General features: G+C 49.9%; 17 protein-coding genes. All 17 read left to right on the forward strand.

Annotated elements, in window-relative coordinates:
* Window positions 1-10 precede the first annotated feature (10 nt).
* Window positions 11-1033, forward strand: a complete 1023-nt coding sequence (locus IJ22_RS06915; protein ID WP_062408132.1) for a tripartite tricarboxylate transporter substrate binding protein — start codon at window positions 11-13, stop codon at window positions 1031-1033.
* A 103-nt stretch (window positions 1034-1136) separates the two neighbouring features.
* Window positions 1137-1589, forward strand: a complete 453-nt coding sequence (locus tag IJ22_RS06920; protein ID WP_062408133.1) for a tripartite tricarboxylate transporter TctB family protein — start codon at window positions 1137-1139, stop codon at window positions 1587-1589.
* A gap of 15 nt (window positions 1590-1604) precedes the next feature.
* On the forward strand, window positions 1605-3110 hold the full coding sequence (locus IJ22_RS06925; RefSeq protein WP_062408135.1) for a tripartite tricarboxylate transporter permease: 1506 nt from the start codon (window positions 1605-1607) through the stop codon (window positions 3108-3110).
* Window positions 3111-3572: 462 nt separating this feature from the next.
* Complete coding sequence (locus tag IJ22_RS06930) at window positions 3573-4715, forward strand: sugar ABC transporter substrate-binding protein (protein ID WP_062408137.1); 1143 nt, start codon at window positions 3573-3575, stop codon at window positions 4713-4715.
* 29 nt (window positions 4716-4744) lie between these two features.
* Window positions 4745-6508: a cache domain-containing sensor histidine kinase gene (locus IJ22_RS06935; RefSeq protein WP_062408139.1), complete on the forward strand. Its 1764-nt coding sequence runs from the start codon at window positions 4745-4747 to the stop codon at window positions 6506-6508.
* A complete protein-coding gene (locus tag IJ22_RS06940) occupies window positions 6483-8075 on the forward strand; it encodes a response regulator transcription factor (RefSeq protein WP_145862503.1) in 1593 nt (530 codons plus the stop codon). Before IJ22_RS06935 ends, IJ22_RS06940 begins: the two co-directional genes overlap by 26 nt.
* 213 nt (window positions 8076-8288) lie before the next feature.
* A complete protein-coding gene (locus IJ22_RS06945) occupies window positions 8289-9365 on the forward strand; it encodes a zinc-dependent alcohol dehydrogenase (RefSeq protein WP_062408142.1) in 1077 nt (358 codons plus the stop codon).
* A gap of 50 nt (window positions 9366-9415) precedes the next feature.
* The gene (locus IJ22_RS06950) at window positions 9416-10543 is read left to right on the forward strand and encodes a zinc-binding dehydrogenase (RefSeq protein ID WP_054817184.1); all 1128 of its coding nucleotides are present in this window, start codon (window positions 9416-9418) and stop codon (window positions 10541-10543) included.
* A gap of 58 nt (window positions 10544-10601) precedes the next feature.
* Complete coding sequence (locus IJ22_RS06955; protein ID WP_062408144.1) at window positions 10602-12035, forward strand: aldehyde dehydrogenase family protein; 1434 nt, start codon at window positions 10602-10604, stop codon at window positions 12033-12035.
* Window positions 12036-12082: 47 nt separating this feature from the next.
* Entirely contained in the window at window positions 12083-13228 is a 1146-nt protein-coding gene (locus IJ22_RS06960; protein WP_062408146.1) for a sugar ABC transporter substrate-binding protein, read from the forward strand.
* A gap of 97 nt (window positions 13229-13325) precedes the next feature.
* Window positions 13326-14828 (forward strand): sugar ABC transporter ATP-binding protein, encoded by a 1503-nt coding sequence (locus tag IJ22_RS06965; protein WP_201023598.1) that lies wholly within the window; start codon window positions 13326-13328, stop codon window positions 14826-14828.
* Window positions 14825-15823 carry an ABC transporter permease gene (locus tag IJ22_RS06970; protein WP_062408150.1) on the forward strand — a complete coding sequence of 333 codons (999 nt, stop codon included), beginning with the start codon at window positions 14825-14827 and terminating at the stop codon, window positions 15821-15823. Before IJ22_RS06965 ends, IJ22_RS06970 begins: the two co-directional genes overlap by 4 nt.
* 257 nt (window positions 15824-16080) lie before the next feature.
* Complete coding sequence (locus tag IJ22_RS06975; RefSeq protein WP_054817192.1) at window positions 16081-16431, forward strand: hypothetical protein; 351 nt, start codon at window positions 16081-16083, stop codon at window positions 16429-16431.
* Window positions 16432-16652: 221 nt separating this feature from the next.
* Window positions 16653-17717, forward strand: coding sequence for an ABC transporter substrate-binding protein (locus IJ22_RS06980; protein WP_062408152.1), 1065 nt, complete (start codon window positions 16653-16655; stop codon window positions 17715-17717).
* A gap of 66 nt (window positions 17718-17783) precedes the next feature.
* Complete coding sequence (locus IJ22_RS06985) at window positions 17784-19058, forward strand: Rieske 2Fe-2S domain-containing protein (protein ID WP_062408154.1); 1275 nt, start codon at window positions 17784-17786, stop codon at window positions 19056-19058.
* 30 nt (window positions 19059-19088) lie between these two features.
* Window positions 19089-19778, forward strand: coding sequence for a class II aldolase/adducin family protein (locus IJ22_RS06990; RefSeq protein WP_062408156.1), 690 nt, complete (start codon window positions 19089-19091; stop codon window positions 19776-19778).
* 39 nt (window positions 19779-19817) lie between these two features.
* Window positions 19818-20030: a Rossmann-fold NAD(P)-binding domain-containing protein gene (locus IJ22_RS06995; protein WP_160327350.1), complete on the forward strand. Its 213-nt coding sequence runs from the start codon at window positions 19818-19820 to the stop codon at window positions 20028-20030.
* Window positions 20031-20037 lie beyond the last annotated feature (7 nt).

Below are 20037 nucleotides of genomic sequence, written 5' to 3' on the forward strand. Positions count from 1 at the left end.
GCTGTGATTCTTGAAAAAGCTGGTTTCGTTTATTCTGGCTGCGGCATTAACGATGGTTGCGGGATGCGGTGCGACGAATCAAGGGACGACAAACCAAGGAAATCAAGCGAATCCGGGCAGCGATGGAAAACAGCAGGCAGCCAATGGCTATCCGAATAAGCCGATTACCTTGATCGTAGCGTTCGAGGCAGGCGGAGGCACCGACGTAGGTGCAAGAATATTGGCTCCATATGTGGAGAAGGAGTTAGGGGTGCCCCTCGTTATATCCAATAAACCGGGCGCCGGCGGCTGGGTCGGTTGGGGGGAATTGGTTAAATCGCCGCCCGACGGTTATACCATCGGATATATTAACACGCCTAATTTAATTACAGGCTATGTGAATCCTTCTACGGCCCGGAAGGAAAACCTCGACAGCTTTGAACCCATTGCCAATCATGTGACGGATCTTGGCGCGATAGCTATCCGGTCCAATGAAACCCGATTCACGGACATCAAGAGTTTAGTTGAGTATGCCAAGGCAAACCAATTAACGGTAACCTCTACGGGAGTCGGCAGTGACGATCATTATGCGGCTTTACGCATGAATCAAAGATTGGGTACGAAGTTCAATGCAGTCCATACCAAGGGCTTCGGCGAAAATTTGAGCAATCTGCTCGGAGGGCACGTGGATGTAATGCTTGCCAATGTCGGTGAAGTCGTTAAACCTCATTATGAAAAGCAGTTGAAGGTTATTGCGGTGATGGCGCAGGAACGCTCGTCTTATCTTCCGGATGCGCCGACCTTAAAGGAAAGCGGATTTGGCGATATTGTTTCCTGGTCTGCCCGGGGCATCGCGGCTCCCAAAGGGGTCAGTCCGGAAATTATGGAGAAGCTGATCGCCGCATTCGAAAAAGGAATTAACGACATGGAGCAAAAGAAAAAAATGGAAGACATGGGCCTCCAGGTGGATTTTAAAAAGGGAGAAGAGTACAAGAACATGCTGAAGGAAGAGGAAGCGGGCGTTATGGAGCTGAAGAAACTGTTGAATTGGTAAGCGAATGAGACCTGATTTCAAAGGTATGGGCATAAAGTCCAAGTAAAAGCTGCACCATGCCTTTGAAATCATAGGGATCGATGCGGGGAAAGGAAGTGGTCTGATGTTGAAAAATGCGGGATTTGTGATCGGTATCGTGATCCTGCTTTTTGCATCCCTGATTTTATGGCAGTCCTTATCGCTTGACTATTACAGCGAGCTTGGACCCGGACCAGGATTACTGCCGCTTTGGCTTAGTGCGGTTTTAATGGTCTTGTCGCTGCTGTTTATGATGAAGTCGCTCAAGAAAAGTATTATTTTGTTCCCGGAGATTTTACCGAGGGGCAGAGGGCTCGGGAATATTCTGACCATTATCGCTGCTGTGCTTTTTTTTATTATCGCCGCTCCTTTTGCCGGTTTCACGATCGCGGGTATCCTGACGCTGTCTTTTATTCTGATAAGAGATTATAAATGGGTTATGGCTCTGGGTGTTTCGGCCACCGTTACGGTATCCCTGTTTTATGTTTTCAAATTTCTCCTCAATGTGCCTCTGCCGGTGAATGCATTGGGATTCTAAGTAAGGGGGAAAACCATGGAGTCATTCGTTCATTTATTGTCGGGATTTAGTACAGCGCTTACATTGGAAAATCTGGTCTACTGTTTGCTTGGCGTTACGGCCGGTATGCTGGTCGGCATCCTCCCGGGACTGGGCCCTACATCGGGAACGGCCATCCTGCTCCCCATTACTTTCGGCATGGACCCCATATCTGCGATTATTATGTTATCGGGGATTTACTACGGGGCGATGTATGGAGGCACCATTACGTCTGTTCTTATCAATACCCCGGGCGAAGCCGCATCGGTGATTACCTGTTTGGACGGGCATCCTTTGGCGAAGCAGGGAAGGGCCGGAACCGCATTGGGAGTAGCGGGAATCGGGTCATTCATTGGGGGAACCGTGTCGATTATAGGGCTTGCCTTTCTCGGGCCGGTGATCGCCCGAATGGCATTGAAATTTGGACCGCCGGAGTTTTTTGCTCTGATGGTTTTGGGCTTGACCCTAGTGATCGGTCTGATCGGCAAATCGCTCTTAACCGGGATGATGGCTGCTGTGTTGGGGCTAACCTTATCCATGATCGGGATGGATACCATGTCCGGTGTGGTCCGGTTCAGCTTCGGGGAGCCCCAATTAATGAACGGTTTCGATTTTGTGACGGTGGCTATGGGGTTATTCGGTTTATCCGAAATTTTAACCAATGCCGAAATCCATACAAAAGCGCAGAAGGCTCCTAAAGTGCAAGGACTTTTGCCTAGACGGGAAGAATGGCGTCCAACATTGATGTCCATTGGACGAGGCACCGGATTAGGATTTTTAGTGGGGCTGCTGCCCGGATCCAATTCGGTTATTCCTGCCATCATGTCGTATTCCCTGGAGAAAAAACTGGCTAAGGATCCTGCTCGCTTTGGAAAGGGAGCCATTGAGGGCGTAGCCGGACCCGAAACAGCCAATAACTCCTACTGCGGCGGTGCTCTCATTCCTTTGTTCACGCTTGGGATTCCTAGCTCGCCTACGATTGCCGTCATCCTGGGAGCGTTTATTATGCATGGACTTACCCCGGGTCCCACTCTATTTCAAAATAATCCGGATTTTGTCTGGGCCGTCATTGCCAGTATGTTTATAGGCAACTTTATTTTGCTCATCATGAATGTGCCTATGGCAGGGTTGTGGGCCAAAGTTGCAACCGTTCCGTTCAAGCTGCTTTTTCCCATTATCCTGATGATTTCAATTTTGGGTGCATATAGTGTGAATAACAGCCTTTGGGATGTCGGAGTCATGCTCGCATTTGGTATTATAGGGTATTTTATGAAGAAGGTCGATATTCCTATGGCGCCTCTGGTGCTAACCTTTGTTTTAGGAAAGCTGATGGAAGACGCATTGATGCAGTCGTTAATCATCTTTAACGGAAACTTCTTCTCCTTTTTCCAGCGTCCGATTTCAGGTACCATTCTGGCCATTTCCATCCTGATTTTGATGATAAGCTTTATAGCAGGCTTGAAGAAGAAAAAGGAATTTTTGGCTAATGACGTTGAAATGTAAACGACGTAGAGGAGCTGCAATCCTGTGGAAGACTTGAAATCTGCATAACGAGGGGGTCAAATACAGATTGACTCTGGAAGCATACCTAAAGACAGGTGACGTTGCGGCCTGTCTTTTTTGTATTGAACAGAAAATTCCAGTGGTATGGTCGGCAGATGCGCTTGGAGTAAGATTGACACGTATTGGATGTTGAATTAAAATGATTCCAAAAATACCAATATACACGCATCCCGGCCCCTGAGATTTAAGTTGTGACCTGTAATCCCATACATAGGACTCCAATCATAGCCATCAGCAAGTTAATCCACTGATTTCCAATTTTATGATCTCAGCATCAGAAATTTGTCAGAATATGTAAGTCCAAAGACCTATTTTGAAAGCGTTTTAATTATTGGGGATTTATACCTGGTGGTAAGAATTTAACATTGAAACCTGAACATCATTTGTGGAGGTGGAGTACATTTGAATTCTTACATGAGCCGACGTCAATTCCTCAAAAAGATGACGAAATGGACTGTGCTGGGGGTGGGTCTTTGTCTGAACGGAACGCTGCTTGCCGCTTGTGAGAAATCGATTACAGGCGGCGGCTTGAACTTGGAGGACCCGGATACGGAGGAACAGAAACCGTTTATATTTTTTTCCAATAAAAGTCTGGGGTACTATTTTTATATTATTCAACAGGAGGCCGTTAACCGCGCGGCTCAATCGATCGGATGGGGCTTTCAGTCTTCTGTTGCCGATTTCGATCCGTCCAAGCAGGATCAGCAAATTCGGGATATATTGGCCAAGAAGCCGGTCGCTGTGGTGGCAGATCCGGTAGACAGCGAAGGGCTGGAAGAAACGATGAGTGCAGCCAGGCGCGAAGCCATTCCGGTGGGAATTATCGATACGCCGCTCATGACCGGCGAAGCCTCGATTACGATCGCCTTCGATAATTACAAAGCCGGGGAAATGGCCGCCCAAAAAATCATTGAGCTGTTGACAGAAAAGTACGGAACGCCTAAAGGGATCGTACTCAACTGTTTTGGCCAACTGAAGAGCCATGCGTGGAATCTTCGAAAGCAGGGCTTTGAAGCGGTGATCCAAACCTATGAGGATGTCGAGTTAATCAGCCGCGCCACCGAAGGCGATTTAACGAAAATGCATGATGTAACCGCCGAAATATTGTCCCAATTTCCACAGCTTGACGCCGTCCACGCGCCTTCCGAAACCCCCGCCCGCGGTATTTATCAGGCATTGAAGGAAAAAGGCAGGCTCCATCCCAAGGGTTCAAAGGAGCACGTTATTTTTGTCACCATAGACGGGGAGCCGATCGCACATCAATGGATTAAGGAGGGGATTTTGGATGCCACCATCTCTCAGGATCCGATTGCTTACGGGGAAATATGCGTCGAGCTTCTGAATAAGTATGCCCGGCAGGGTAAGGAGGTCCCTCTGGAGCAATATTCAAACAGCAAGTACTACTGGGAGAAGGCGCAAATTATGCAAACCGCCTCCGGTCCAAGCCTGATTCTGCCGCCGTTTGAAGTGAATACAGGCAATGTGGACGACAAGCGGCTGTGGGGGAATATCGCCTTTAACGACTGGGGAATCAAATATTATTAACCATGACATCAAACAAAGAGAGGACGCCTATGGGACGGATCATTCATTTTTTTAGAAAAAGCATTAAGCGCCGTCTTCTTTTTTGCTTTGTATGGATCAGTATTCTGCCTATAGTGATCGTCGGCTTCATCCCTTATCAAAAAACAGCCGAAGTCGTGAAGGGGCAGGTATTGGAGTATGCGCAGATTACGGTGAATCAGCTCAATGAGAATATTAACTACCATTTGAACGAGATGGACTTGATGTCGAGAATGGTGTACTATCAGGTGTTTGCCGCCTTTGAGAAAGAAGGGAGAGAAAGCGAGATCCATCGCGAGGATTTCCGCCAATTTATTTTGGCGCTCAAAAATAACCGCACCTTCATTGATGAAATTCATGTGATTGAAGGGGATCAATACTATTCGACTGCGTCCGTGCTGAGGCAGGAGCTGTTGAAATCCAAAGATTGGTATATCAGCTCCTTGCAAAATCCGGGAGAGAAGACATGGGTCGGACCGCATGTAAACGATTACTCCCTGAATGAACCGAAAACGGACAGGGTCGTATCCCTTGTGTATCCCTTTATCCTTCCCAAGCGTTCGTCGCCGGCCGTTATTATTATCGAAATGAAACAAGATAAGCTCGATGAGCTGTTTCAGAGTCCCGCCCTAAGAAGCCTGGGTAAAGTATTGCTGATCGACAAATATGGCCGTATTCTGTACAGCTCGGATCCGTCATTGCTGCCTGCGGAGCATGAATATTCGAATCAATATATTACGAATACGAATCTGCTCGGCGGGTTAAACGATGAATACAGCTTTATCTATGACATCAATTATTTCAGCGGATGGAAGGTCGCCGCATTCATTCCGAATGTGAAGATAGAGCAAAGCTTTGCTTCCATCCGGAAAATCGTGTTTATGCTGATCGGCATTTTTCTGGTCATATCGATCCTGCTGGGCTGGGGATTGTCAGACCGGCTGATCAAACCGCTGAGAACATTGCAGATCGACATGCGGCAGGTAAAGAAAGGCAAGTTTTATACGCGGTCTGCCATTGATGCGGACGATGAAATCGGTGATCTCAGCCGCAACTTCAATCAAATGGTAGCCGAGATCGAAAGCCTGATTGATAAAATCTCCGAATCCGAACGAAAGAAGAAGCAAATCGAGATGCAGTCCCTTCAATATCAGATTAATCCGCATTTTCTATACAATACGTTAAACTCCGTGCAGTGGCTGGCCAAAGAGTACAAGGCGCCGGAAATCAGCGAAATGCTGACGGCTTTAATCAAGCTGCTGCGCGCGAGTTTAAATACGACCAATTATACGCATATGCTGGAGGAAGAATTGGAGGTGTTGTCCTACTATGCCCGTATTCAGAAATACAGGTATGACGATCAGGTGAAGATCATTTACCGGATCGATACGGATGTACTGGCCGCCCTTGTGCCCAGATTTGTTCTGCAGCCGCTGGTAGAAAACGCATTCTTTCACGGCCTTTCCGACAATGAAGGAAGGATTGAAATCAGCGCCCGCCGCAAGGAGGATCTGGTTGAAATCGTTGTGGAGGATAACGGAAGAGGAATCGATGCCGACAAACTGAAAACCTTATTTTCCCCCGATGTGGAAAGAAAGCATTCCAGCGGAATCGGAATCAAGAATGTGGACGATAAAATTAAGCATTACTTCGGCGATTCGTACGGGTTATCTATCGATAGCGTCAAAGGTAGGGGAACGAGGATTTCTATCGTATTGCCTTGCAGGCTAAAGGAAGGGGTAGAGGAGCTTGACGATACAAATCTTAGTGGTTGATGACGAGATGATTGTTAGAAGAGGACTTAAAGCGCTGGTCCCCTGGGGTGAATTCGGCATGGAGGTCGTATCCGAAGCGGCCAACGGGGAGAAGGCGTTGAACATTCTCAAGCAACAGCCCATCGATTTGGTCATTACGGATATCCGGATGCCGATCATCGACGGGCTGGAGCTTACGCGCATCATCAAGCGGGATTATCCGCATATCAAGGTACTGCTGCTTACTTGCTACAATGACTTTGAATATGTGAAGGAGGCTTTGGAAATCGGGGCCTCGGGTTATTTACTTAAAACAGAAATGGAAGAGGACGGTCATCTGGAGAACGCTTTATCCAGAATCCGGTCCGAATTTGAGCAGATGAAGACGAATCAGGAAATGGTTCGGGAACTGCAAAGACAAGCCAGTCAGTCCCTGCCCTTACTGCGGGAGAAATGGTTGAGGTCGCTTCTGACGGGAGATCACTATACCGAATTGAAGCAGCAAAGCGACAAGCTGGCCCTCCGATGGCTCGATAAGCCGTGCCTGCTCCTGTTGATCATGTATAAAGAAAATGTCAATGCCGCCGAAGAGACCGTTTCCAAAGCATTACAGGATGGCCTGGGAGAAGCGAATGCTATGGCGGTACGGTTAAGTGACAGGTCCTATCTGGTTTTGATTGAAAAAGCGGCGAATATCAGCAAGCAGAAGGGGATGGAATGGGAAAATCATACAGTATTAACGGTATATGCGGCCTTGAAGAGCCTGGCTCCGGCCTCCGGTCAGGTTCAATTGTACTATCGTTCCTCCCGCAGTATGGATCAGCTTCCTGCCGAATATTCGAATCTACTGCAATTTGCGGAGCAGCACGCCTTTTACCATGAGCTTGGAACCGTGGAGGATACGCACGGCATGGAGCTTCCGGAAGCTTTTGAAGCCCAGGCCTATGTGAACGGGCAGGACGTCAAGCGGCTGGCCATGATCCGGAATTGGAGCAGGCTGAAGGAAATGCTTGCGGAAGTGACAGCTTTGATTCAGGACCGCAAGCCCAGTGTCGAATCTGTAAAAATGATGGTGATCGATATCGTTTTGGCCATTATGGAAGGGCTTCAATCGAACAGTCATATTATATCCTCTCTATGGGGAAGCAATAAATTCGACTACATGGAAAGAGTCAAAAAAATTCCGACGTTCAAGGAATTGACGGAATGGCTTATGGATGGCATCGGTCATCTGGAAGCGGAGAGATCCGTCCTGATTGGCGGAGTGAATAAGGTAATAGCCAAAGCGGCTGCCTACATTGAAACCCATTTCCACGAGGAGGTGACGCTGGAGCAATTGGCGGAGCATGTCGGCCTGAGCAAGAGCTATTTAAGTTCTTACTTCAAAAAGGTTACGGGTGAAAGCTTCATTGATTATATGCTTCAGCTGCGTGTCGAAAAAGCCAAAGAGCTGTTTCGGCAAACAAATCTGAAAATTTATGAAGTCGCGGAGGCCGTTGGTTTTCAGGACCCCAAATATTTTACCAAATCGTTTAAACGGATCACAGGCGTATCTCCGAATCAGTACAAAGAAGCCATCGAAAAATAAAAGATCAGGCACACGCGCAAGGTCATCCAATGGACCTGCGCGTTTTTTTTTGTGTGGAGGCCCAAAAATTTTACACCCTGCCGTAAATCATTGCACCTTTCTCCGTTATATTCCGAATCATCTAAAAAATGAACACCTGCATCCAAACTTTCATCCATGTTGCGGTATTTGTCAATGGAGTAAAATCAAATCACAGAAGGAGGGAGATAGGAAATGAAAGCGGTTAAAGCAGCTGTTATTCACAAACGGGGCGCATTGGAGATAAGAACTTTTCCTAAACCCGTACTGAACGATGAAGAGCTGCTTGTCAAAGTCCACATGTGCGGAATCTGCGGTTCCGATCAACACATCTTCCGTGGAGATTGGGGCGAGCCTTATCCGATTATCCCGGGTCACGAATTCGTGGGCACCGTAGAGGAATTAGGCAAAAACGCCGCACAAAAGCATGGGGTCAAGCTCGGGGACAAGGTTGCAGTAGAGATGATTCTTCCTTGCGGCGCGTGCAGGTGGTGCAAAGAGGGATTTTACAATCTGTGCGTCAAAGACCGGGAGGAGGGAAGACAGTACGGCTGCAATATCAGCTGCACCCGGGAGCCTCATTTATTCGGCGGATGGTCGCAGGTTCTGTATGTGCCTTCCAACGCCATCGTTCACCGGATTCCCGATCACGTTCCATGGCACAGAGCCGTTTTGACGGAGCCGCTTGCTGTGACGGTCAGGGCGGTCCACCTGACGCCGCCGAAGCTTGGAGACACCGTAGCCGTGATCGGCGCGGGGCCGATCGGGCTGCTGACGGCGGTTGCGGCCAAGGCGGCAGGGGCGGCGGCGGTTATTCTCATCGGCACGCGGGATGAAAGACTTGCTCTAGGCAAACAGCTGGGTGCGGATGAGGTCATCGATTTTAGAAAAGAAGATGCCGGGTCCAGATTGCTTGAACTGACAGGAGGGAGGGGAGCCGATCTCGTATTCGAAACGGCGGGAACGCCGCAGGCGCAAAAGGATAGTCTGAATTACGCCAGAAAAGGCGGAACGGTCAATTATCTCGGATTAACGGGGAATAGGCCGGTTACGATTGAAACCGACAATCAGATGACGTTTAAGGAGTTGAAGCTGCAGACGTCTTTCCTGAGTGCATGGGGGTATCAAGGGGCCATCGATCTGATTGCCAGCGGGCGATTCCCCATTGAGAAGATGGTTACGCACGAATTTGCTTTAGACGAAGCGGAACAAGCCCTGCAATGCGCTTCGAACCGCGAGGAAAAGGCGATTAAAGTAGTCTTGATTCCTTAAAAGAATTTGTAAGCGCTATTATACACAACGGACATGAAGGAGGAGCAACCATGCCAATCATCGGAAAAGCAGCGGTTTTGGACGGAGTCGAAGGGAATTTTCATATTAAAGAATATGAGGTACCGGAGCCGAAGGCCGGAGAATTCATTTTACGGACGGAATATGCGGGTGTTTGCGGAACGGATGTTCATATCTATTACGGGCATTTGAATACAATTGAGTATCCGATCATATTGGGCCATGAATTCTGCGGCATCATTGAGAAGCTTGGACAGGGCGTAGTCGAAGACTCGAACGGAAGACCGGTAAAGGAAGGCGACCGGGTGGTGATTGTGCCGGGAGTACCGTGCGGAAATTGCTATTACTGCAAAATTTCCAAAACGCCGACCCGCTGCGCCAATGTGAAAGCTTACGGGTTCATGCCCGATCAGGCGCCGCATCTATTATCCGGCGGCTTTAGCCAATATGTTCATATTCAATACCGGGGCACGTCTTTCTTCAAGACGGACATGGAACCGCATATTGCCGTCCTGACGGAGCCTCTCTCGATTTGTATCCATGGTTTTCAGCGGGCCGGCGGCGTTCGCTTCGGAAGTACGGTGGTGGTGCAGGGGACAGGAGCCATCGGACTGGGAGCGGTCGCTTTCGCCAAACGGTCGGGTGCCGCCAAGGTGATCGCCGTGGGAGGGCCGAAGCGCCGTCTGGAGCTGGCCCGGGAATTAGGCGCGGATGTCACGATTGATATCGAGGAAATCCGCGATCCCAAAGAGCGTATCCAATTGGTCAAGGAGGAAACCAAGGGCGGTCGCGGAGCCGATATGGTCGTCGAGTGCTCGGGATTCCCGGCTTCTGTTCCGGAAGGACTTTCTTACCTGCGCGACAGCGCATCCTATGTGGAGCTGGGCCATTTTACAGACGTAGGCACAGCCAATATCAATCCGCATTGGCATATTCTCCGGAACAACGCCGACATTCACGGGGTATGGGGAAGCGATGTAGAGCATATGGAAATGACGCTGAATATCATTGAGAAAATGGAGCTGCCTTACGATAAGCTGGTTACGCAAACGCTTGGATTGAATCGAATCGGAGACGCCATTACGGCAATGAGCAAAAAAGGGTACCGCCTTGACGGCGAAGATCAGGTGATCAAAATTGCCATCAATCCGTGGATCTAGCTGCAGTATCCCAACCGTTCCGCTTCACAAATCCAAAAGGAAAGGGAGTATACATGTTATGTCTATTCAGTTGAACGGAGAACAACGCGGTGCTTCGGGCAGTGCCGTTATTGAAGTAAGGAATATGGCCACGATGGAACTGATTGACACCGTACCGGCCGCAACGATGGAGGACGCTCAGAAGGCGCTGGACGCAGCGCAGGCTGGAGCGAAGGCTTGGGCGCGGACGCCGATTTATAAACGGGCGGAGATCATCAACCGCTTTGTGAGACATCTGCGGGCCGAACGCGATGAGCTCGCCCGGCTGCTCAGCGCAGAAAACGGCAAGACGCTGGAGCAGGCAGGCTGGGAGCTGGATACGGCGGCGGCCATTTTTGAAGGCTTTGTCGAAGAATCCAAAAGATTGTTCGGTCAAACGATTCCTTTGGAAATCCAGTCCGGTCTTGAAAAAGATTTGATGATTACGAAGCGGGAACCGCTGGGCGTCATCGTAGGCATTATCCCGTTCAATTTCCCGGCGGAATTGTTTGCCCACAAGGCGGGGGCTGCTTTGGCTGCCGGGAACGCGATTATCGTCAAACCGCCGGAAGATGACCCGTTAACGGTCACGCGCATGGCGGAGATGCTGCATGAAGCGGGTGTTCCGAGAGATGTGCTGCAGATTGTAAACGGTTATGGCGAAGAGGCAGGAGATTATTTGGTTAAAAGTCCGGCGGTTCAAGCCGTCAGCTTTACGGGAAGCACGGAAGTGGGAACCATCATCGCCCAAAACGGCGCCAAAAACTTGTCAAGGGTGTTCCTTGAGCTTGGCGCAAATGATGCGATGATCGTTTGCGAGGACGGCGATCTGGATGCAGCCGTCGATCATGCGATATTCGGAAGGCTGTTGGCGAACGGTCAAGTCTGCTGCGCAAACAAACGATTGCTGGTGCAGCAATCCGTCTATGAGGAATTTAAAACCAAGTTGGTTGAAAAACTGGCTGCGAAGCGGATCGGCCATCAGCTTGAAGAAGGAACGGATGTCGGACCGCTTATTAACGAAGCCGCAGCAGTAAAAGTGGAACGGCAAATTCAATATACGATCGGCCAAGGCGCCACGCTGGCACTGGGAGGAAAGCGGGTTCGGCAAACGTTCATCGAGCCTACCGTTCTCGAAGCAACGAAGGATATGGACATTGCCAAGGATCTGGAGATCTTCGGTCCCGTATTTGCTCTGATCGCGTTTGAAGATCTGCAGGAAGCGATCGACATCGCAAACGCCAGTCAATATGGCTTGAACTCTTCCATTTTCACCAGGGATATTTACAAGGCGATGGAGGGGGGAAATCAAATCGAGGCCGGGATTGTTTCCGTCAATGGCGGAACCTGCTACCGTCCGGTATGCAGCGCCTTCGGCGGATATAAGAAAAGCGGGATCGGCAGAGAGGGAACGCTGTATACGCTTGAAGAGCTGACGCAAATCAAAAGCATCGTTCTTCGCGGTGTCATGTAAGTCCGCGAAAGCTGGAGGAGAACTTGAAACAGAATAGGGGGATGTCTATGAAACATTTAAGAAAAAGAAGCTTTGCCGCATTGATTGCCGTATTCCTGCTGTCGCTTGCCATATCCGCCTGCGGAGGAGGGCAGCAGCAAACCGCCGGAGGCTCAACGCCTCCACAGCAGAATGAACAAGGAGGCGGTACGTCGCCGAGCGGCTCCAATGGCAAAGGGCTGATTGCTTTATCCCACAAAAGCTTGAACTATTATGCCTTTGTCGCGATGCAGGAAGCGGCCAAGCGGAAAGCGGAAGAGCTCGGCTACCAATTCGAAGCGAGCGTGGCCGACTTTGATTCCGCCAAACAAACGAACCAATTTATCAACTTTATTTCCAAGAAGCCGGCAGCCATTATTTCCGATCCCAATGACAGCGAAGGACTGGTTACGGCCATCGATAAAGCGGAGCAGGCCGGCATTCCGGTTGCGATTTTCGATACGCCGACGACAGGCGGCAATGTATCGTTTACAGTGGCTTTCGACAATTATAAAGCCGGTGAAATGGCGGCCATGGAAATCGTAAAACGGCTGGAGCAAAAGTACGGAGAAGCCAAAGGCAACGTTCTGAATGCATACGGGGCCATGTCCAGCTCGGCATGGAGAGCGCGTAAGGAAGGCTTCGATGCGGTCATGAAGAAATATCCGAACATCAATTATCTGGCTATGCCTGCCGAAGGAGATATGAGAAAGACGCAGGATGTGGCGTTGAATGCGATCGCGAAGTACAAAACCCTCGACGCTGTCCACGCGCCAAGCGACAACCCTGCAATGGGACTTTATGAAGCGTTGAAGCAGACCAATCAATTGAAAAAGGTGGGCGAAGAAGGACACGTCATCTTTGTCACGATTGATGCGGAGCCGATTGCGCTGCAGCGGATTCAAGAGGGCTGGTATGATGCCTCGATTAATCAGGATTGCGTAGCTTACGGCGAGCTGGTGATTGAAATGCTGGACAAATATACGCTAAAGGGACAGAAGGTTCCGATCGAAACCTATAAGAACGACAGCTATTTCTGGAAAGAAGCGCCGATCAAGGAAGGTCAGACCGGCCCGCACATGGTCATCGATCCTTATGTCATTGACAGCACCAATGTGGACAATGATGCGCACTGGGGCAATGTAGCCTGGAACAAGTACGGATTACGATATTAAGGAGATATTAAGGCTTCATACACGGTATAAGATGGGGTAGAGTTCCGCTCTCTCCATCTTATGCGCATAAAGATTTATGATAGTGGAGGGGATCCGTTTGCTGCTTCAAATCTCCAATGTGTACAAAAGCTTCGGCGGGAAGGAAGTATTGAAAAATGTCGAATTTGCCGTAGACTATGGTGAAATTCATGGATTGGTCGGCAAAAACGGTGCAGGTAAATCCACGCTGGTCAATATCATCTCGGGCGTTCTCTCCTGCGACAGCGGAGCGGTTGAACTGGATTCACAGCCGATCGACCAGCTTTCCGTTCTCGAAAGACAAGATTTGGGCATCTATGTCGTCCCCCAGCATGCCACCATCATTCCCGAATTCAGCGTCGCCGAGAATCTGTTTCTGGGCGTATGGCTGCGGAAAAAAGCAGGGCTCGTGGATTGGAAGCCTATGTTTGAGAAGGCGGAGCAGGAGTTGCGTGAATACGGACTTCCCATCGATCCCAGGATGAAGGCCAAGGATCTGTCTCTTGTCAATCAAAGAAAGCTCAATATTGTCAGAGCCTTGTTCAGCAAGGCCAAATTAATCATATTGGACGAACCGACGACGGCACTTTCGGCGGATGAGAGAAACAGCTTGTTTGAATTCGTACTCAAGCTGAAAAAGCAGGGTACCGGCATTATTTTTATATCTCACTATCTTGAAGAGGTGCTAAAGCTGTGCGACCGGATCACCGTCATCCGCGACGGTCTGTCTTTTACCGGTTATGCGGCGGATTCGGTTGACGAGCGCTCGCTGACGAATTTGATCGTGGGCGAAGATGTTGAGCTGTGTACCCGTACCCGGGAGCCGGGAGCGGAGAAGGAACCGATTCTGGAATGCAGGAACATCAAGGGAAAGGACCTGAAGGACGTATCCTTCCGTTTGCACCGTGGAGAAATTTTGGGCTTGATCGGGTTTCCCGGATCGGGCGCAAGGGAAATATGCAGGGGCCTGTTCGGGCTGTATCCGGTGGAGAGCGGGGAAATTCATTTGAACGGCCGGGAGATCGGCATACCTAAAGAACCGGCTGAAGCCTTGAAGCATCATATCGTCTATGTATCTTACGATCGTCATAAAGAAGGGATTGTGCAGCAGCTTCCGATTCAAGAAAATATCAGTTTGTCCATCCTGGGGTCCAAGCTCAAAAAGCTGATGGGATTGGTGGATAAGGAAAGAGAGATCGACAATTCTACCGGCTATTTTAAACAGCTGAACATTAAAGCCGGCTCTATTTATGAATTGGTAGGGAATTTGAGCGGGGGGAATCAGCAGAAAGTGGTGATTTCCAAGGCACTAAGTGTGGAACCGTCCGTATTGATTATCGATGAGCCGACAATCGGGATCGATGTCAAAAGCCGGGAGGAGATTTTGTTTCTGATCGATGAGCTTACCCGGTCGGGATTAAGCGTTCTGTACCTGACGAACGATTACAATGAGCTGCTCAGGGTAGCGGACCGCTTAATCTTTTTCTCCGACGGAAAGGTCGTCCGTGAAGCGGAAAATGACGGGTTCACGGCTGAGCAGGTGATTCAAATGCGAGATTCAGTAAAGGGTGGTGCAGCATGAGCGTCAAAGAAAGCAATGTTGCCGTTTCGCAGCCTCCGCTGCCGTTGGCACAGAACGAACAAAGGCTGGTCCGGCTGTTTGCCAATCATATTGTCTGGTTTCTCCTTGTATTCGGGATTATTATTATGGGGTTAATCGACTCCACGTTTTTTTCCAAATCGATTTTGCAAAATATTCTGGTCCAAACGGCTGTGCTCGGCGTGCTGACCGCCGGGATGTCTTTTGTCCTGATTATCGGGGAGATCGATTTATCGGTTGTCGGTGTTCTGGCGTTTAGCGCCGGATTGGGCACCACCTTGATGAACGGCGGGCTTCCCTGGTTTCTTGCCGTTGTGGTCATTGTTTTGTTCGGGGTTGGCGTCGGATTCGCAAACGGTTGGCTGATCGCCAAATTGAAGGCTGCGGCCTTGATTGAAACGCTGGCTATGGGGCTTATTCTGCAGGGAGCGCTTATGGCCTTGACCCAGGGCCGTTCCATTATTAATTTTCCTGCGGCCTATACATGGATCGGACAAGGAACCGTCGCCGGTCTTCCCGTACTCCCCATCCCGTTCCTTCTTATCTATTTGTTGGTCTATTTTATATGGAAGCAGACCGTGTTCGGCAGAAGCCTGTTCGCAACGGGCGGTAACAGCCGGAGCGCCTATGTGAGCGGGATCCGGACAGATCGGATCAAGATTTATGCTTTTGCCATTTCGGGCGGATTGGCGGGTTTTTCGGGATATTTGCTCTCCGCATATATGGGTGCCGTTACGATGACGTTCGGCTCCGATTTGCTCATGTACACGCTGGCTGCAGCCGTCATCGGAGGCGTCAGTCTCACGGGAGGGAGGGGAAGCATCTCCGGAGTATTAGGAGGCGTGCTGCTGCTTACCGTCATTCAAACCGGCCTGCAAATACTGGGAATTTCTTCCTATTATGTGACGATGGTCGGGGGCTTGATGATCTTTATTGCCGTTGTGGTCGATGCGTTAAAAACAAAATATTTACAATGAAACAAACCGGTCCAGGGCGGTTCCTCGTCATATAAACGGCATATGTTCTTTTTAAAATCCCAATTACATGGGATTTTTTTGTTGCTATGAATGTACTGTCTGGTTTGGCGCTGCATATGGAAGTGAGAGATGAAAAAATTGACTTCGGTGATTTTTTTATACTACAATTCTGTAAGTACAGTAGGCCGATAGGCATCGTTTGACATGAAAGCGCAGGCAAAATACATAACATATCCATTTTGTAGGGGGATTCCGGTGTGGAAGGCAATGTTGTAAACGTTTCACTTATTTTACTTAATATAGTCATCTTCATTCTGATCATGAGATACAGAAGACGAAGACTGGCCAAACAGGCTGAAAAGGCAAGAAGACTGCAAAGCTTGATCGGTCAAATCTCGGTCGAAGCCAATAATGAGAATGTGCAGGAATTGATTAACGAGCTTCAGGAAACCTATGCATTATTCAGAAACCCGAAGAATGGCGGAATTGTCCGTTCTACCTTTGAATCCATATTAGCAAGCGATAAGGTGGATCTGGAATTAAAGCACGAATTACGCAGGATTCTAACCAAATCGGGAGTCAAGGATCTTAAAGAGGTACAGGCATAGAAAATTAAACCAACAAGCTGACAAGCTGGCGTCCGCATTCCGTGGATGTCAGCTTGTTTTTTGTTTAGGACCTGAGACGAAACTGATTTTCTTTTGGCATTGTTCATTATACAAGAACCGCCCCTGTTTTTATCGTTTGCGGAGAGGTATTTTATTGAAGAGGGCGATCATGAATAGTGTGGGGACCGGGCCCTCCGACACCTGAAAGGGGAGCGAGTGGGATGAAGAGGTGGATTCGACATTCGTTAAGCAGGACTGGAAAGCATACGCTGAGGCTGCTTGCCTGTACCTCGATGTTATTGGCAGCTGCCGGATGCGGGAGCCAGACGGTTGATTCGCCCGCACCAGAGGGCAAGAATGGAAACCCGGGAGCTGCAGCGGCCATGAAGACCATGCCGGATCAGCTGACCACGGTGAAGCTGGGGCTTCCGTCGAAAAACATGAGCTATCTTCCGATTTTTGTAGCTCAACAGAAAGGATTTTATAAGAACGTCAATTTGGAAGTCAATCTCGAGTATGTCAAGGGCGGTGTTCTTGCGCTAAGAGGACTTCAAACCGGAGAATATCCGATCATCTCCACGCTTCCGGAATCGGTTATTACCGGGGTGGCGGAAGGCGCAAACGTCAAAATGATCGGTACGCTCGACGATCAGTCGATGTATTCGATCTTTGTATCCAAGGATATCAAAAGCCCCGGCGATCTGAAGGGAAAGTCGGCGGCGAGCAACGTACCGGGTAACGGAACAGACATTCAGCTGCAATATTGGTTGAAGAAAAACGGGCTGACGCCCAACGAGGACGTACGGCTTATCAACGCAGGGGAGAACGCGGGCCGCTTGCAGGCACTGCAGACCGGTCAGGCGTCCGTCACTATTTTAAGCCAGCCTACCGATTTGAAGGCCGAGGAGCTCGGTTTCACCAGGTTGGCCTTAATGCGCGACGAGCTTAAAACGTACAATCACAATATGATCGCCGCCAATGGGGACCTGATTAAAAATACGCCGGAGGTGGTCTACGCCTTTATGTCGGCGCACGCCGAGGCCGTGAAGTTCATAAAGGATGGCGCCAACCGCGAAGAAGCTTTGCAAATCGCCATGGCAGAGCTGGGAATGAATAGAGCCGATGCGGAAAAATCGTTCGATTTCGTACTGCCGGCACTCGCAGACAAGGGAAAAATAAACATCGAAGGCATGAAATGGGCTATCGATACGGTAAAGGAAACCGGTGCGCTTGTGAAAGAAATGAGTGTCGATCAAGTGGTGGATGAACGCTTTTATGCGAAGTAACAGGTGATAAGAGCGGCCTGTGCCATTTGGTCGACCCTGTCGAAGAAATCAAAGGGAGAGATGGCTATGTTAAAAAGAGAAGACAACGAAAGGCTGTGCAGGGTAGGTCCCGGAACACCGATGGGCGAGTTGTTCCGCCGTTATTGGATTCCTGCCGTCTTGAGCGAAGAGCTGCCGGCAGCGGATTGCCCGCCGGTTCGCGTCCGGCTGCTGGGGGAGGATCTGGTTGCCTTTCGCGATACGAACGGCAAAGTCGGACTGCTCGATGCGTACTGCCCTCATCGCCGGGCCCATTTGTTCTGGGGGCGCAATGAAGAATGCGGACTCCGCTGTGTATATCACGGCTGGAAGTTCGATACAAACGGTCAATGCCTGGACACGCCGAACGAGCCGCCAACCAGCGATTTCAAGCATAGCGTCAAATTGAAAGCCTATCCTGTCTATGAAAAAGCAGGCGTCATCTGGACCTACATGGGGCCGAAAGAGCAGCAGCCGGGTTACCCGGATTACGAATGGATGAGAGCTCCGGAAAACTGCCGCAACGTATCGAAAACCTTCGAAGCGTGCAACTGGCTGCAAGCCCTGGAAGGAGGCATTGACACTTCCCATTCCTCGTTTGCCCATAACAATAACATAGCGGATAAAAACGCGCTGCGGACAAGGGCTACCGCGCCAAAGCTCGAGGTGGTCAAAACCGATTACGGCTTCAAATACGCAGGAATTCGCGACTTGAAGGAAGATAACCATTATGTCAGGGCTTATCAATTTCTTATGCCTGCACAGCAAATGAGAGGTGCCATGATCCGCTGGACCGATGGTAAAATGGAGCAATTTCCGTCCATCGCAGGCCATGTGTGGGTGCCTATCGATGACGCTAACGTATGGGTGTATAACATTTTATACTCATCGGATGTCCATATTCCATTCACTCCTGAATTTGTGAAGAAGCACGAAAAGGACTTCGGTCGCGGAGAAGAAGATATGCTGCCGGGGTATAAACTGGTGCGCAATCCTTCCAACGATTATCTCATTGACCGTGAGGTGCAGCGAACCGAAACCTTTACCGGCATCTCCGGAATCAACACCCAGGACTACGCGCTTCAGGAAACGATGGAGCAGCCATTCTGCGATCGCACCAAGGAAAAGCTGGGTACCGCGGATACCGCCATTATTGCGGCGCGCCAGCTGCTTTTGGAGGCGACCAGAGACGTGGAGGCGGGTAAAACGCCGCGCGGGGCGGATCCGGAAACACACAGCAGGGTTAGAGGCTGCGATCAATTTCTGCCCAAGGGTGTGGATTGGAAAGAGGCGCTGCTCGAAGAAATGACAGCCAAATTCTAGGCGGCCCATTAGCAAAGGGGAGGAACGAATATGGTACTCGCTACTGGTTTGGAATCATTAAAAATGAGCTTGGTACAATGCATTCTGATGCTGGAACGGGCAGAGATCATCGACTTTAACGGCCACTGCAGCGTGCGTATTCCCGGTACGGAGCATATCCTGATCAATTCGGGACCGAGTGCCCGGAACGATTTGAGCGCCGGGGATATCGTCATTATGGATGTACACGGCACGCCGTTGGAAGGGAGCGAAGTCCCGCCGATGGAATATCACATCCACACGGAAATCTATAAAAAACGGCCCGACGTACAGGCTGTGATCCATGCCCATCCCCGCTGGTCGACCTTGTTCAGTATAACGGGAACACCGCTTAAGCCTGTTTTTCCTCAAGCAGCTCTTTTGGGGGAGATTTCGACGTTTGACCGCGTGGATTCCATAAACACTTCGGAGCTGGGCGGCCGGTTGGCCGAGGCGCTCGGGGGCAGCCGCACGATGCTGTTAAAATCTCACGGAAGCGTCATCACCGGCTCCACGCTCGAGGAGGCGTTCGCCTTGTGCATTTACTTGGAAGAGAACGCTCAGCGCCAGTACAGGGCTCAAGCTTTGGGCATGCCCTATGAGCTGAACGATCAGGAAATCGAGGCCTGTGCCCGTCATTTAGGGAAGCCAGCCCTCTACCGCAAGGTATGGGATTATTATGAAGTAAAACTACGGCAATAACTTCCGATTGGCTTGGCAGAGAGGGGAGACGCCATGGCGATGCCTAAAAAATTTGCAGGAAAAACAATTGCCGTACTTGGCTACAGCGAGGACGGGGCCGAATATGCAAAGCGGCTGCGCGAGCAAGGCTATGAGGTCGTGATCGGCTTGCGTGAAAGGGATGTTATGTGGCCTCGTGCCGAGCAGGACGGCTTTAAGGTGATGAACCTGTGGAATGCGATCGGAGCTTCCGACATCATACAAGTGTGGTAAACCAAAG

Origin of the sequence: Paenibacillus naphthalenovorans (assembly GCF_001465255.1) — a bacterium.
Taxonomy (GTDB): domain Bacteria; phylum Bacillota; class Bacilli; order Paenibacillales; family NBRC-103111; genus Paenibacillus_G; species Paenibacillus_G naphthalenovorans.